The sequence below is a fragment of the Vibrio sp. Vb1554 genome (assembly GCF_033344235.1).
The window spans coordinates 66,449-81,027 of sequence record NZ_JAWPOJ010000007.1 but is presented as its reverse complement, the minus strand read 5'-3'; the positions used below and the strand labels follow the sequence as shown (position 1 = coordinate 81,027).

Annotated in this window: 16 protein-coding genes; 15 read left to right on the top strand and 1 reads right to left on the bottom strand. The window is 44.1% G+C overall.

From position 1 onward, the window contains the following. Positions 1-100 precede the first annotated feature (100 nt). The gene (gene rluC, locus R8N28_RS08200) at positions 101-1,045 is read left to right on the top strand and encodes a 23S rRNA pseudouridine(955/2504/2580) synthase RluC (RefSeq protein WP_021033985.1); all 945 of its coding nucleotides are present in this window, start codon (positions 101-103) and stop codon (positions 1,043-1,045) included. A 58-nt stretch (positions 1,046-1,103) separates the two neighbouring features. On the opposite strand, the gene R8N28_RS08195 is transcribed toward rluC, so the two are convergent. After that, on the bottom strand, positions 1,104-1,685 hold the full coding sequence (locus R8N28_RS08195) for a Maf family protein (RefSeq protein WP_054729223.1): 582 nt from the start codon (positions 1,683-1,685) through the stop codon (positions 1,104-1,106). Between the two features lie 149 nt (positions 1,686-1,834). Here R8N28_RS08195 and yceD point away from each other — a divergent pair, with 149 nt between their 5' ends. The 14 genes from yceD (at position 1,835) to ptsG (ending at position 14,369) form a co-directional block, all read left to right on the top strand. Further along, a complete protein-coding gene (gene yceD, locus R8N28_RS08190; protein WP_005387307.1) occupies positions 1,835-2,359 on the top strand; it encodes a 23S rRNA accumulation protein YceD in 525 nt (174 codons plus the stop codon). Positions 2,360-2,418: 59 nt separating this feature from the next. Beyond that, on the top strand, positions 2,419-2,589 hold the full coding sequence (gene rpmF / locus R8N28_RS08185) for a 50S ribosomal protein L32 (protein ID WP_005396978.1): 171 nt from the start codon (positions 2,419-2,421) through the stop codon (positions 2,587-2,589). 10 nt (positions 2,590-2,599) lie between these two features. After that, positions 2,600-3,625 carry a phosphate acyltransferase PlsX gene (gene plsX / locus R8N28_RS08180; protein ID WP_017633846.1) on the top strand — a complete coding sequence of 342 codons (1,026 nt, stop codon included), beginning with the start codon at positions 2,600-2,602 and terminating at the stop codon, positions 3,623-3,625. A gap of 5 nt (positions 3,626-3,630) precedes the next feature. After that, on the top strand, positions 3,631-4,581 hold the full coding sequence (locus tag R8N28_RS08175; RefSeq protein WP_017821385.1) for a beta-ketoacyl-ACP synthase III: 951 nt from the start codon (positions 3,631-3,633) through the stop codon (positions 4,579-4,581). A gap of 75 nt (positions 4,582-4,656) precedes the next feature. Then, on the top strand, positions 4,657-5,580 hold the full coding sequence (fabD, locus tag R8N28_RS08170) for an ACP S-malonyltransferase (RefSeq protein WP_005387313.1): 924 nt from the start codon (positions 4,657-4,659) through the stop codon (positions 5,578-5,580). A 45-nt stretch (positions 5,581-5,625) separates the two neighbouring features. Continuing rightward, positions 5,626-6,360: a 3-oxoacyl-ACP reductase FabG gene (gene fabG, locus R8N28_RS08165; protein ID WP_031781117.1), complete on the top strand. Its 735-nt coding sequence runs from the start codon at positions 5,626-5,628 to the stop codon at positions 6,358-6,360. Between the two features lie 246 nt (positions 6,361-6,606). Further along, the gene (gene acpP / locus R8N28_RS08160) at positions 6,607-6,840 is read left to right on the top strand and encodes an acyl carrier protein (RefSeq protein WP_004406112.1); all 234 of its coding nucleotides are present in this window, start codon (positions 6,607-6,609) and stop codon (positions 6,838-6,840) included. A 93-nt stretch (positions 6,841-6,933) separates the two neighbouring features. Further along, positions 6,934-8,184, top strand: coding sequence for a beta-ketoacyl-ACP synthase II (gene fabF / locus R8N28_RS08155; protein ID WP_065274709.1), 1,251 nt, complete (start codon positions 6,934-6,936; stop codon positions 8,182-8,184). 107 nt (positions 8,185-8,291) lie between these two features. Continuing rightward, entirely contained in the window at positions 8,292-9,107 is an 816-nt protein-coding gene (gene pabC, locus R8N28_RS08150; protein WP_065274708.1) for an aminodeoxychorismate lyase, read from the top strand. Next, positions 9,104-10,120, top strand: a complete 1,017-nt coding sequence (gene mltG, locus R8N28_RS08145; protein WP_005372950.1) for an endolytic transglycosylase MltG — start codon at positions 9,104-9,106, stop codon at positions 10,118-10,120. The genes pabC and mltG overlap by 4 nt, the downstream gene beginning before the upstream one ends. After that, positions 10,117-10,749: a dTMP kinase gene (gene tmk, locus R8N28_RS08140; protein ID WP_005387350.1), complete on the top strand. Its 633-nt coding sequence runs from the start codon at positions 10,117-10,119 to the stop codon at positions 10,747-10,749. Before mltG ends, tmk begins: the two co-directional genes overlap by 4 nt. A 24-nt stretch (positions 10,750-10,773) precedes the next feature. Further along, a complete protein-coding gene (locus tag R8N28_RS08135; protein WP_005372955.1) occupies positions 10,774-11,736 on the top strand; it encodes a DNA polymerase III subunit delta' in 963 nt (320 codons plus the stop codon). After that, positions 11,727-12,494, top strand: coding sequence for a TatD family hydrolase (locus tag R8N28_RS08130; protein WP_005372957.1), 768 nt, complete (start codon positions 11,727-11,729; stop codon positions 12,492-12,494). Before R8N28_RS08135 ends, R8N28_RS08130 begins: the two co-directional genes overlap by 10 nt. 444 nt (positions 12,495-12,938) lie before the next feature. Continuing rightward, entirely contained in the window at positions 12,939-14,369 is a 1,431-nt protein-coding gene (ptsG, locus tag R8N28_RS08125) for a PTS glucose transporter subunit IIBC (protein WP_005372959.1), read from the top strand. The last annotated feature ends 210 nt before the right edge of the window (positions 14,370-14,579 follow it).

Genomic DNA, 14,579 nt, shown 5'->3' with positions numbered 1-14,579 from the left:
CAAAAGCTTGGCGAAATTTAGACCAGTATGTGCCACCGAGTGTTTCTTTTACGACAAGAATAATGTGAAGTCGCACGAAATTGAGTTTACAATACCGCCCATGAACGAAATAAGAACAAAAGTCCAGTTCGTCGACATCGACGAAGATATGGCGGGTCAGCGCATTGATAATTTTTTGCGCAACCAATTAAAAGACATTCCTAAAAGCATGATTTACCGAATTGTGCGTAAGGGCGAAGTGCGCGTAAATAAAAAGCGTATAAAAGCAGAGTACAAGTTAAAAGCAGGCGATCTCGTTCGTATTCCACCGGTGACCGTCGAGAAAAAAGATGACGATGTCGCACCAAGTACGAAACTTAACAAAGTCGCTGAGTTGGAAAATATGATTATCTTCGAAGATGACCATATGTTGATTCTAAACAAACCATCTGGCACCGCTGTGCATGGTGGCAGTGGTTTAAAGTTTGGTGCGATTGAAGCGCTTAGGGCTCTGCGTCCTCAAGCTCGCTTTCTTGAACTTGTGCATCGTATTGACCGTGATACTTCAGGGATTTTGCTGGTTGCTAAAAAGCGTTCTGCACTTCGTCACTTGCAAGCCCAGTTTCGTGAAAAGACAGTAAAGAAGTTTTACTTAGCTCTTGTCATGGGGCAATGGAAAAGCAGTTGTAAGGTTGTGAACGCGCCACTGCTCAAAAACGAAGTGAACAGTATTGTTCGTGTTAACCCTAATGGTAAGCCGTCAGAAACGCGTTTTAAGATTTTGGAAAAGTTCGAACAAGCTACATTGATTCAGGCGAGTCCGATTACTGGTCGAACTCACCAAATACGAGTTCATACGCAATACACTGGTCACCCAATCGCTTGGGATGATCGCTACGGTGATCGTCGCTTTGATGCTTACACAGGTCAAGTTGGTTTAGATCGTTTGTTCCTACACGCGGCAAACATCAAGTTCCAACACCCATCAAATGATGAGTGGATGGAAATCAACGCACCGATGGAACCGAAACTAGAAAAAGTGTTGGCGGGTTTAAGAAACGCGTAACCATGTTTTCCTCGCGGATGCAAAAGGGAGCCTGTAGCTCCCTTTTATCGTATTTGGGTTAAAGGACATCGAGTCCTTGAACATGCAACATATCAATCAAATCAATCAATGGTAGTCCGACAAGTGTGTTCGGGTCTTTACCGACTAATTTCGTAAACAAGCAAATTCCCATGCCTTCGCTTTTAAAGCTGCCCGCGCAGTAAAAAGGTTCTTCCCTGTCGACGTAGCGTTCGATTTGTTCAAGCGTTAAATCTCTAAAGTGCACCTCGAAAGAATCAAAGCCGACTTCTGTATGGTTTGTCACGGTGTTATGTACCGCAAGACCAGTATAGAAAGTGATGACTTTTCCACTTTGAGCCAAAAGTTGATTTATCGCGTTATCTCTATTTAAAGGCTTGCCAACGATTTCACCATTAATGACACAAACTTGGTCACTGCCGATAACTAAACTTGCTTTATCCGTCTGGCAAGATATTGCTTTCTCTTGGGCCAGTCTCTGCACAAGTTCAGTTGGCGTTTCTTGGTCAAAAGGTGTTTCATCGCAATCAGGTGGTAAACAAACGAATGGTAGTGAGAGCTTTTCAAGCAGTTGTTTACGAAAAGGGGAAGTTGAGGCTAAAACCAGTTGGTAATTTTTCATTTTGAATTACAATTCGTGGGAGCATTTCCAATAGGATAATCGATCAAAAATGATTCTGGCTAATGCTCTGTATGTTAAGCGTAAAAAAGTACAACTTTTTTGCCTTTTTCTTTGACTAATTTTGATTTGGAAGATAATATTCGCGCCCTATGCAAAAGGTAAAAATACCGCGAACGGTTGACCCAGCTAAAGCTGCACAGAAACGATTGGATTACGATGGCATCATCCAAGCTAGTCTTTTCAAGCGCTTAGTGGAAACAACTGAAGGCGTAAAACGCGACGCAGAAGTCTCATTGTCATTTGGGATGGATGAACAGCGACTCGTTGTTATCTCTGGTAAAGCTAACATCGAAGTCGATTTAGAGTGTCAGCGTTGTAATGAGGTATTCGCACATGAGTGCGAAGTTGAATTCCTTTCTACTCCTTACTACGGTGAGAAAACAGAACAGGAAGCACCAGAAATTTATGATTTGGTAGATCTAAATGAATATGGTGAATTAGACCTCATACAACTTGTTGAAGACGAGTTCATCTTAGCATTACCTCAAATTGCGATGCACGATGAAGCGGATTGTAGCGTTGATTCAAATAACATGGTTTTTGGTGAGATTCCTGAAGAAATTGAGGAAGAAAAACCGAATCCATTCGACGTTTTGAAAAGTCTGAAAAAGTAATAGGTGTGGTAGCCGATTCTTCTTCAGGTTTTTAACCCAATAGTATAGGAGTAGGGTCAATGGCCGTACAGAAAAACCGTAAAACTCGTTCTAAGCGCGGTATGCGTCGTTCACACGATGCGCTAACTACAGCTGCTCTATCTGTAGACGCGACTTCTGGTGAAACTCACCTACGCCACAACGTAACTGCTGAAGGTTACTACCGTGGTCAAAAGGTTATCAACAAGTAAGGTTGAACCTTTGCAAAGTATTACCGTTGCACTTGATGCAATGGGCGGGGATTTCGGTCCACGCGTAACAGTGCCTGCCGCCGTGCAGGCACTGTCTCATTTCCCAGAGCTAAAAGTGATTCTTATTGGTGATCAATCTCTGATCACGTCTCAATTATCTCAACTCGGTACCTCGACCAGTTCCCGCTTGACTATTCTTCACAGCGAGAAAGTTATCTCGAACTCAGAAAAACCTTCATTGGCGTTACGTAATAGCCAAAATAGTTCTATGCGTATGGCTATCGATTTGGTTTCTGAGCAGAAAGCGGATGCTTGTGTTAGTGGTGGCAACACCGGTGCATTAATGGCACTATCGCGTTTCATTCTTAAGTTACTTCCTGGCATTGAACGTCCTGCTTTAGTTTCCGCTTTACCGACGATTACCGGAAAGCGCACTTGGATGCTAGATCTGGGGGCGAATGTATCGTGCGATGCTGATAGCTTGTTCCAATTTGCTGTAATGGGCAGTGCATTAGCTGAAGAACACTTGGGTCGTCCTCCTCGCGTTGCTGTACTCAATATTGGCGCAGAAGAGATTAAAGGTAACGATTTAGTCAAACGTTGCGCAGAAATGCTTTCTCAGACCGATGCGATTAACTTTGTCGGTTATATTGAAGGTAATCAAATTTTGCATGATGTTGCTGACGTCATTGTTTGTGATGGATTTGTCGGCAACGTATGCTTAAAAGCCAGTGAGGGAACAGCTCAACTTTTTATCGAAAAAATTAAAACCAGCATAATGGCATCAACGATAAAGGGTTGGATAGCTAGAAAGTTGTTTTCTAGGCTGTTTAATGAACTAAAAACACTGAACCCCGACCAGTATAACGGCGCAAGTTTGCTAGGATTGCGCGGCATTGTCATAAAAAGCCATGGAAGTGCGGATGTATCTGCGATTGTCAATGCACTTGGCGAGGCAGTACACGAGGTCAAACGACAAGTACCAAGCCGTATTAGCGATCGTTTGGAAGCGGTTTTACTCGAGAGGCATTATTAGTCTTCATGTATAGCAAAATTTTAGGTACTGGCAGCTACCTGCCATCTCAGGTGCGTACAAACGCAGATCTAGAGAAAATGGTAGATACAAGTGATGAGTGGATCGTTGCTCGCACGGGTATTAAAGAGCGTCGAATTGCTGCAGAAAACGAGACTGTAGCAGACATGGCATTCTACGCAGCTGAAAACGCTATCGATATGGCGGGTATTGATAAAAACGATATCGACCTGATTATCGTAGCCACAACGAGCAGTAGCCATACTTTCCCTTCATCTGCGTGTCAGGTGCAGGCAAAGCTTGGCATTAAAGGTTGTCCAGCTTTTGACTTAGCCGCTGCTTGTTCTGGTTTTGTGTACGCATTATCTGTTGCAGACCAACATATCAAATCTGGTATGTGCAAAAACGTACTTGTGATTGGTTCAGATGCTTTGTCTAAAACGTGTGATCCGACAGACCGTTCAACCATTATTCTATTTGGTGATGGTGCCGGAGCCGTTGTCGTAGGCGCTAGCCAAGAGCCTGGCATTATCTCTACCCACATATACTCGGATGGTCAATTCGGAGAGCTTCTAAGCCTACCTGTACCTGTGCGGGGGCAAGATGCGGATAAATGGCTTCATATGGCTGGGAACGAAGTATTCAAAGTCGCTGTCACTCAGCTATCGAAACTAGTAAAAGATACGCTTGAAGCCAACAACATGCATAAGTCTGAACTAGACTGGCTAGTGCCGCACCAAGCGAACTACCGCATTATTTCAGCGACAGCGAAGAAACTTTCGATGTCACTAGACCAAGTCGTGATTACACTTGATAAACACGGCAACACATCAGCTGCGACGGTGCCAACAGCACTAGATGAAGCGGTACGTGATGGTCGTATTAAACGCGGTCAAACTCTGCTTCTTGAAGCGTTTGGCGGCGGATTCACTTGGGGCTCGGCCCTTGTGAAGTTCTAAGTTTCACAAGAATTCAAAATTTAAGGTGCACTTGGTGCATCTTATTTCTTTTTACTTTGCTTAAAGGAAAACAACATGAGCAAGTTTGCTATCGTATTTCCAGGTCAAGGTTCTCAAGCTGTAGGTATGCTTGCAGAACTAGGCGAACAATATGACGTAGTAAAACAAACATTTGCAGAAGCATCTGACGCACTAGGTTACGATCTATGGGCGCTTGTTCAAAATGGACCTGCAGAAGATTTAAACGAGACTTTCCGTACTCAACCAGCTTTGCTAGCTTCATCTGTTGCAATCTGGCGTGTATGGCAGGAACTTGGCTTAGAGCAACCAGCAAACCTAGCCGGTCACAGCCTAGGTGAGTACTCAGCACTTGTATGTGCGGGTGTTATTGACTTTAAAGAAGCCATCAAGCTGGTTGAATTACGTGGTCAACTTATGCAAGAAGCAGTACCAGCTGGTACTGGCGCAATGTACGCGATTATCGGTTTGGCTGATGATGCGATTGCAAAAGCGTGTGAAGACGCAGCGCAAGGCGAAGTGGTCTCTCCAGTAAACTTTAACTCGCCTGGTCAAGTCGTTATCGCTGGTAGCAAAGACGCAGTAGAGCGAGCTGGTGCGCTATGTAAAGAAGCTGGTGCGAAGCGTGCGCTTCCTCTCCCTGTTTCAGTACCTTCACACTGTGCACTTATGAAGCCAGCAGCGGAAAAACTTGCTGTAGCTCTCGAGTCTATCGAATTTAACTCACCACAGCTGCCAGTTATCAACAACGTTGATGTGGTTGCTGAGACAGATCCTGCAAAAATCAAAGATGCGCTTGTTCGTCAGCTACATAGCCCAGTTCGTTGGACTGAGACAGTTGAACTGATGCACGAACAAGGCGTAGAAAATCTTCTTGAGCTTGGTCCTGGTAAAGTTTTAACAGGTCTAACAAAACGTATCGTGAAAACGCTAACTGCAGCCGCAGTGAATGATATCGCATCGCTAGACGCTGCGAAGTAATCCATCAAGCGATAAATTTGCGATAAGAAAAGGAAACACAACATGATGAATCTAGAAGGTAAGATCGCGCTAGTTACCGGCGCAAGCCGTGGTATTGGCCGCGCGATCGCGGAACTTCTTGTCGAGCGAGGTGCTACGGTTATCGGTACTGCTACTTCTGAAAGTGGTGCGGCTGCTATCAGCGAGTATCTTGGTGATAACGGTAAAGGCTTAGCGCTTAACGTGACTGATGTCGAGTCTATCGAAGCGACATTAAAAACGATCAACGAAGAATTTGGTGTGATCGATATTCTGGTGAATAACGCTGGTATTACTCGTGACAACCTATTGATGCGCATGAAAGATGATGAGTGGAACGACATCATCGATACCAACCTAACGCCAATCTACCGCATGTCTAAAGCGGTTTTACGCGGTATGATGAAAAAACGTGCGGGTCGTATCATCAACGTAGGCTCTGTTGTTGGTACCATGGGTAATGCTGGTCAAACTAACTACGCAGCAGCGAAAGCGGGCGTGATTGGTTTTACTAAATCAATGGCTCGTGAAGTTGCGTCTCGTGGTGTAACAGTGAACACTGTTGCTCCTGGTTTCATCGAAACTGACATGACTAAGGCACTAAATGATGACCAACGTGCGGCAACATTGTCGAACGTGCCAGCAGGTCGTTTAGGTGACCCACGTGAAATTGCATCAGCAGTAGTTTTCCTTGCTTCTCCTGAAGCAGCGTACATTACTGGTGAAACTTTGCATGTAAATGGTGGCATGTACATGGTTTAATGCGACAGTTTATGCAAAATAAGCTATTTTACATTGTGAAAAATAGCCTATAGTTGCAGTTAACTGTCATGAACTTGTCATGCTTATGCGCAAGATTTGTGCATGATTTAAGTCAAAAATGTATTGAAATTCGGTTAAATTCGCTAATTTTGTGGTTTGACCAGCAAGGACCCCCTTGCAACTTTCAATAGTTCGAATAAACTACGGAATCATCGCATTAGGCGAAATCTGTAAAGGAAAAGAAAAATGAGCAACATCGAAGAACGCGTAAAGAAAATCATTGTTGAACAGCTAGGTGTAGACGAAGCAGAAGTTAAAAACGAAGCTTCTTTCGTTGACGATCTAGGTGCTGATTCTCTAGACACTGTAGAACTAGTTATGGCTCTAGAAGAGGAATTCGACACTGAGATTCCTGACGAAGAAGCTGAGAAGATCACTACTGTTCAAGCTGCAATCGACTACGTAAACAGCGCTCAGTAATTAGCTCTCCCAGGCGGTCTCCTAGACCGCCTGTGTTCTTTCTAACTTCTTCTATCCTCTCATAGAAATATTCAATTCCCGGAGAATTATATCGTGTCCAAGCGTCGTGTAGTTGTCACTGGCATGGGTATGTTGTCACCGGTAGGCAACACAGTAGAATCATCTTGGAAAGCCCTGCTAGAAGGTCAAAGTGGTATCGTAAATATCGAGCACTTTGATACTACGAACTTCTCAACTCGTTTTGCAGGTCTTGTTAAAGATTTCGATTGCACAGAGTACATGTCTAAAAAAGATGCTCGTAAGATGGACCTTTTCATCCAGTACGGCATTGCAGCGGGTATTCAAGCTCTTGATAACTCTGGCTTACAAATTACCGAAGAAAATGCGGCTCGAGTTGGTGTTGCTATCGGCTCAGGCATTGGCGGTCTTGACCTTATCGAAACTGGCCATACTGCATTAGTAGACAAAGGCCCTCGCAAAGTTAGCCCATTTTTTGTTCCTTCGACCATTGTAAACATGGTTGCAGGTAACCTATCTATCATGCGTGGTCTTCGTGGTCCAAATATCGCGATTTCTACCGCATGTACTACTGGCCTGCATAATATCGGCCATGCAGCACGTATGATTGCCTACGGCGATGCAGATGCGATGGTTGCTGGTGGTGCAGAAAAAGCTTCTACGCCTCTTGGCATGGCTGGCTTCGGTGCAGCTAAAGCACTATCTACTCGTAATCAAGAGCCTCAAAAAGCGTCTCGCCCATGGGATAAAGGCCGTGATGGTTTTGTTCTAGGTGATGGTGCTGGCATGATGGTGCTTGAAGAGTACGAACACGCAAAAGCACGTGGCGCGAAGATTTACGCAGAACTGGTTGGTTTTGGTATGTCTGGTGATGCTTACCACATGACATCTCCAAGCGAAGACGGCTCTGGTGGTGCACTTGCGATGGAAGCGGCGATGCGTGACGCTAACATCACAGGTACTCAAGTAGGTTATGTGAATGCTCACGGTACTTCTACTCCAGCTGGTGATGTTGCAGAAATCAAAGGCGTGAAACGTGCTCTTGGTGAAGAAGGTGCGAAGCAAGTTCTTGTATCTTCAACTAAGTCGATGACGGGTCATCTATTAGGTGCTGCTGGCTCTGTTGAAGCAATTATCACGGTTATGTCTTTGGTTGACCAAATTGTTCCGCCAACCATTAACCTTGATGATCCAGAAGAAGGTCTAGACATCGACCTTGTGCCGCATACAGCGCGCAAAGTTGAAGGTATGGAGTACGCTATCTGTAACTCGTTTGGCTTTGGTGGTACAAACGGTTCTTTGATCTTCAAGAAGTTCGCTGAGTAACACTATCTAACCTAATTTAGATAAGCGAAACTTGTATTCTAACGGCTCGATGCTTAGCATTGAGCCGTTTTGTTTTATTTGTTGTCTGCTAATTTGAAGGTACGTGAATGTTTTGGGTAAATGGAGTTCCGCAAACGCATGTAGAGCTAGGTGATCGCTCATTCCAATACGGTGATGGAGGCTTTACCACCATCCTGACCCAAAATGGAGAGTTGGTTTACTGGCAGGAACATACTGAGCGCATGAGTGCTTGCCTTGACGCTTTGAAGATCTCTTCACCTGACTGGAAAGTTGTGCATGATTGGGCAAGCAAAGCGGTTTTATCTGACGCACGAGCGGGGGTGAAGATTCACGTTAGCCGCGGTATTGGCGGGCGAGGGTATAGCCCTAATGGGATTGAAAGTCCTATCGTGACGATTTCCAATTTTGCGTTTCCTTCTCATTATTCATCTTGGCAAGAACAAGGTGTGGACTTGGGCGTTTGTAATACTCGTCTAGGGATTCAACCTTTACTTGCGGGACATAAGCACAACAACCGTTTAGAGCAGATTCTCGCCAAGGCTGAAATCGACAATACAGAGTTTGCAGATGCAATAACGTTAAATGTGCAAAACCATGTCATTGAAACTACAATGGCCAACCTTTTTTGGGTTAAAGGTAATAAAGTATTTACGCCGGAGCTGACCTTATCAGGCGTTACGGGCGTAATGCGTCGTAAGGTGCTTGAGTTACTTAAAGTAAGTCATATTGAAGTCATCGAGGGGCGTTTTATACTTCCAGATTTGCTGAGTGCTGACGAGGCTTTCATGTGTAACTCAATATTAGGTGTCGCACCTATTCGCAGCATAGTGACATCGAACTCTAAGACTATATTTCCGATAGGAAAATTGACTCAACGACTGCAAGGGAATTTAACTACGTGATTAAAAAACTGTTGGCTTTTGTTGTGCTGATCGCAGTGATAGGCGCAGCAGCTGTTTTTTATATAATTTCACAGGCTAAACAATACGTTGAAAAGCCTATTCTATTGGAACAACCTCAGCTGTTTACTGTAGAAAGTGGTACAAGCTTTCATCATGTCATGCGCGCCTTAGTTGAAGATGAGGTGATTGAAACATCGGAGTACATCCGTTTAATTCCTCACTTATATCCAGAATTGTTGCAAGTGCGAGCGGGTACTTACCAACTTGAGCCTGGTATGTCACTTTCGCAAACATTGGAGCATCTGAATACTGGAAAAGAATACCAGTTTGCGATCACTTTTGTTGAAGGCAGCCGCTTTTCTGAATGGGTAGATCAACTAAAAAGTGCTCCTTATTTAAAGCATGATTTAACCGATCTTTCAGAAAAAGAAATGGCTGCGAAGCTCGGAATTGAGAGAGAAAAGCTAGAAGGGTTGTTTTTAGCAGAAACCTACCATTACACAGCGGGTGCGAGTGAAAGCCAGTTATTAAAACGAGCGCATCGAAAACTCAATAAAATACTGGACGCTAGCTGGGAAGCTCGTCAAGAAAAGCTGCCATTACAGGATAAATATGAAGCCTTGATTCTCGCGTCTATCATCGAGAAAGAGACGGCTATTGATTCTGAGCGTGAGCGCGTCGCTTCTGTGTTTATCAACCGATTGAACAAACGTATGCGGTTACAAACTGATCCGACAGTTATTTATGGTATGGGTGACGCCTACGATGGCAACATTCGTAAGAAAGATTTGCGTACGCCGACACCATATAACACCTATACCATCAATGGTTTGCCACCAACACCGATTGCGATGGCTGGTGAAGCTTCCATTGAAGCGGCTTTGAATCCAGAAAGCAGCAACTATTTATATTTTGTAGCAAGTGGAAAGGGCGGACATGTATTCTCGAAATCCCTTGCTGAGCACAACCGTGCTGTTCGTGCCTATTTAAGAGAACTAAGAAAGAACAAATGATGAAAGCAAACTTTATTGTCGTTGAAGGCCTAGAAGGCGCGGGTAAAAGCACTGCGATTAAAACCGTTTTAGATACGCTAAAAGCGGCCGGTATTGAGGATATCGTAAATACCCGTGAGCCAGGAGGCACACCGCTAGCAGAAAAAATGCGCGCTCTGGTGAAAGAAGAGCACGAAGGCGAAGAACTTAAGGACATGACGGAGTTGCTTCTTCTGTACGCTGCACGTGTTCAGTTGGTTGAGAACGTGATCAAACCAGCTTTGGAAAACGGTCAGTGGGTGGTTGGTGACCGACACGATATGTCGTCGCAAGCTTATCAAGGTGGTGGCCGTCAGATTGACGCATCGTTAATGAAAAATCTCCGAGATACAACGCTTGGTGATTTTAAACCTGCTCTCACTCTCTATATGGATATTGACCCTCGTGTTGGGCTTGAGCGTGCACGTGGGCGTGGTGAGTTAGATCGTATAGAGAAGATGGATATTAGTTTCTTCGAGCGTACACGTGAGCGTTATTTGGAGATTGCTCATGCCGATCCTTCCATCGTTATCATTAACGCAGAACAGACGATTGAAGGCGTGTCGCGTGATATTCGGGACGCTCTAAACGAGTGGCTAGCTCGTCAATAAGTGAAACGTAAATTTAGGTGACTCATGTTAAATGATTATCCATGGCTACAGCCAATATGGGACAACCTCAAAGTAGGGTTAGAGTCGGACAGAATACCAGGTGCGCTTTTATTACAAAGCGAGCAGGGCTTGGGCATCGAAAAACTTATCGAGTTTTTTAGCCAAGCACTTCTTTGCCAAAATTACGCGAGTGAAGCATGCGGTTTTTGTCATAGCTGCCAGCTAAATCAATCTCAAAACCACCCTGATTTACACTGGATCAAGCCAGAGAAAGAAGGAAAGGCGATAACGGTGGACCAAATTCGCGCTTGTAACCGTCTTGCTCAGGAATCATCTCAGCTTAATGGTTACCGCCTATTTGTAATAGAACCGGCGGACTCTATGAACGAGTCGGCATCGAATGCGCTGTTAAAGACGCTAGAAGAGCCTGGGGCAAAGTGCTTGTTTTTGCTCGTTACCCACAATCAGGAGCGTCTGCTCCCAACGATTCGTAGCCGTTGCCAACACTGGGTTGTTGCGCCTCCGTCAGCGGAACAAGCGATGCAATGGATGCACGAACAAGGGGCGAAGCAAGTTCCTGCTTACGCCTTAAAACTGAATATGGGCTCTCCAATAAAAACATTGGATGCGTTAAATAATGGCGATCTCGAAGCTTACTTGGCTTTTGAACGCAGTTTTATTAAGGCAATGTCTTCGCCTGTTTCAGACGTTTCTGAGTGTGCTTCTTTAATCGCTAAACACTCAGAGCAATCACTAGACTGGGCATGGTATTTACTGACAGATGCTCAGAAAGCGCAGTTTGGTGTATCAGAAGCTCAAATGCTTCCGGGCGCGACAAAGTTTCAACCGGACAACTATAACGGTTTGTACTCATCAGCGAAGGCGCTGATGAACCTGAAAGCTCAGGTGCAAGCCTTTCCTGGCCTGAACCTTGAGCTACTATCAATGAATTGGTTAATTGAATCACGAGAGGCATTATGTTCGTAGATTCTCATTGTCATTTAGACAAATTGAATTACGACGATCTCCACATCAATGTGGAAGACGTTATTAACAAAGCTAAACAAGCAAACGTAACTGAGCTACTTTCTGTTGGAGTAACGCTGGATTCTTTCCCGAAAATGATGGAAATGATCGAGCCTTATGACAATGTTTATGCTTCGTGCGGTGTGCATCCACTTGATGTTGAAAGCGACTTTTCGATGGACGTATTGCGCCACCATGCGTCGAATGCAAAAGTCGTCGCTATTGGCGAAACGGGTTTAGATTATCATTACAAGCCCGAAACGGCCGCGTTACAGAAAGAGCGCTTTGAGCAACACGTTGATCTTGCAGTGGAGCTCAACAAACCTTTAATTATCCATACCAGAAACGCACGTGCGGATACTCTTGATATTTTGCGTAAGGGTGGGGCAGAGAAATGTGGTGGTGTTATCCACTGTTTTACAGAAGATCTTCCATTTGCTGAAGCTGCACTGGAGCTGGGGTTTTATATTTCTATCTCGGGGATTGTTACTTTCCGTCAAGCTACAGAGTTAAAAGAAGTGGTGAAGACTCTACCTTTAGAGAAGCTTCTTATTGAGACAGATTCTCCTTACTTGGCTCCTGTCCCTCATCGTGGCAAAGAGAATCAACCCGCTTATGTTGTCGAAGTCGCTTCTTATATTGCGCAACTCAAATCGTGCTCTCTTTCTGAAGTGGCACAAAAAACCACCGAAAACTTCCGAAATCTTTTTTTGCGATGAAAAAATAATAAGAGCATAAAAAAGGAGCTTAGGCTCCTTTTTTGTTGATAAAAACAACAGATACGCTCACGAGTTTAATGTTTACTAAAAATGTTGATTTAATAACATTCAAAAATCACAAATGTAATTTTGTTACTAAAAATAACATTGGGGCGTATTTTATTTACGCCTTAAAATTAATTATATAAATAATTAATTCTTTATAAAACAGTAATATAAGTGCAATGCAAACCTTTTCATCGGCTGTTTTTGGGTGTGATCCAAGACTTGTTTTGAAACTAAATTTCGTAACTGTGTGGAAAGTTTGAGGGTCATCAATATATATTTAGAGCCGGAAAATATAATGCAGTTGTGGTTACATTTTCATTGGGTGCTAACCTTTAGGCTACGGGGGTGTGCCGTTAGTGCCCAAATAATACTTATAAATTTATCAGGAGCATAAACATGTTTAAGAACCTTTTTGCTAACCTGCAAAAAGTTGGTAAGGCTCTGATGCTTCCAGTATCAGTTTTACCAGTTGCAGGTATTTTATTAGGTGTGGGTGCTGCCCATCTAAGCTTTATTCCAGAGATCGTTTCTAATCTTATGGAACAAGCTGGTGGTTCAGTATTCGGCCAAATGGCACTTCTATTTGCAGTAGGTGTAGCTCTAGGCTTCACTAACAACGACGGTGTTGCAGGTCTTGCAGCTATCGTTGGTTACGGCATCATGACGGCAACGCTAGGTGTAATGGCGGGCGTTATGGGTGTTGAGAAAATCGATACAGGTGTACTAGGTGGTATCCTTGTCGGTGGTGTGGCTGCTTGGGCATTCAACCGTTTCTTCAAAATCCAACTTCCAGAGTACCTTGGCTTCTTCGCTGGTAAGCGCGCAGTGCCAATCATCACTGGTTTTGCTGCGATCATCCTAGGTGTTATCCTTTCTGTTATCTGGCCACCAATTGGCGGTGCAATTTCTGCATTCTCTGATTGGGCTGCACACCAAAACCCACAGCTAGCATTCGGTATCTACGGTGTTGTTGAGCGTTCTCTAATCCCATTCGGTCTACACCACGTATGGAACGTACCGTTCTTCTTCGAAGCAGGTTCTTGTGTTAACGCTGCCGGTGAAGCTCAAAATGGTGTACTAACTTGTTACCTAGTTGCTGATGAAGCATCTCGTGCTGCTGGTAATGGCTTCGGTCAGCTAGCGGGTGGTTACATGTTCAAGATGTTCGGTCTACCAGCTGCAGCAATCGCAATTGCTCATTGTGCTAAACCAGAAAACCGTGCAAAAGTAATGGGTATCATGGCGTCAGCTGCACTGACTTCATTCCTAACTGGTATTACTGAGCCAATCGAATTCTCATTCCTATTCGTTGCTCCACTACTATACGGTATCCACGCTCTACTAGCTGGTTCTGCATACATCGTTTCGAACACTCTAGGCTTTGTACACGGTACTTCTTTCTCTCACGGTCTGATCGACTTCCTAGTTCTATCTGGTAACGCTCAGAAGATGGTGCTAATGATTGCCGTTGGTCTAGTTTACGCAGTAATTTACTACGTAGTGTTCCGTGGTGTAATCACAGCGCTTGACCTAAAAACACCTGGCCGTGAAGATGAAACGGAAAGTGCAGCTGTAACTTCTGGCTCTGATATGGGCGGTGAACTGGTTGCAGCGTTTGGCGGTAAAGCTAACATTACTGGTCTAGATGCATGTATCACACGTCTACGTGTAGCAGTTGCAGATACAGCAGCTGTTGACCAAGACAAGCTAAAACAACTAGGCGCTGCTGGTGTTGTAGTTGTAGCTGGTGGTGTACAGGCTATCTTCGGTACTAAGTCTGATAACCTAAAAACTGAAATGGATGAGTGGATTCGTAACCACGGTTAATCGCAGTCATTCATAGTAATGCATAAAAGGAGGCTTCGACCTCCTTTTTTAGTTCCTATTTTATTAACTGACAGTTCCTTTTTTAGTGTGATCCTAAACTCATCTTTACTTTTGTCAGCTTTTTCATACATCGAGCTTACCCATCGTTGACATATTGATATGCCATTATGTTTGAATAGCGAATAATGTTTTTTTGAATAATTGATAACG

Coding starts and splice junctions, on each gene's coding strand:
- fabG (WP_031781117.1), top strand. CDS start 5,626: ATGAATCTAGAAGGTAAGATCGCGCTAGTTACCGGCGCAAGCCGTGGT.
- ptsG (WP_005372959.1), top strand. CDS start 12,939: ATGTTTAAGAACCTTTTTGCTAACCTGCAAAAAGTTGGTAAGGCTCTG.
- rluC (WP_021033985.1), top strand. CDS start 101: ATGAACGAAATAAGAACAAAAGTCCAGTTCGTCGACATCGACGAAGAT.
- tmk (WP_005387350.1), top strand. CDS start 10,117: ATGATGAAAGCAAACTTTATTGTCGTTGAAGGCCTAGAAGGCGCGGGT.
- R8N28_RS08175 (WP_017821385.1), top strand. CDS start 3,631: ATGTATAGCAAAATTTTAGGTACTGGCAGCTACCTGCCATCTCAGGTG.
- fabD (WP_005387313.1), top strand. CDS start 4,657: ATGAGCAAGTTTGCTATCGTATTTCCAGGTCAAGGTTCTCAAGCTGTA.
- R8N28_RS08195 (WP_054729223.1), bottom strand. CDS start 1,685: ATGAAAAATTACCAACTGGTTTTAGCCTCAACTTCCCCTTTTCGTAAA.
- rpmF (WP_005396978.1), top strand. CDS start 2,419: ATGGCCGTACAGAAAAACCGTAAAACTCGTTCTAAGCGCGGTATGCGT.
- yceD (WP_005387307.1), top strand. CDS start 1,835: ATGCAAAAGGTAAAAATACCGCGAACGGTTGACCCAGCTAAAGCTGCA.
- R8N28_RS08130 (WP_005372957.1), top strand. CDS start 11,727: ATGTTCGTAGATTCTCATTGTCATTTAGACAAATTGAATTACGACGAT.
- pabC (WP_065274708.1), top strand. CDS start 8,292: ATGTTTTGGGTAAATGGAGTTCCGCAAACGCATGTAGAGCTAGGTGAT.
- acpP (WP_004406112.1), top strand. CDS start 6,607: ATGAGCAACATCGAAGAACGCGTAAAGAAAATCATTGTTGAACAGCTA.
- R8N28_RS08135 (WP_005372955.1), top strand. CDS start 10,774: ATGTTAAATGATTATCCATGGCTACAGCCAATATGGGACAACCTCAAA.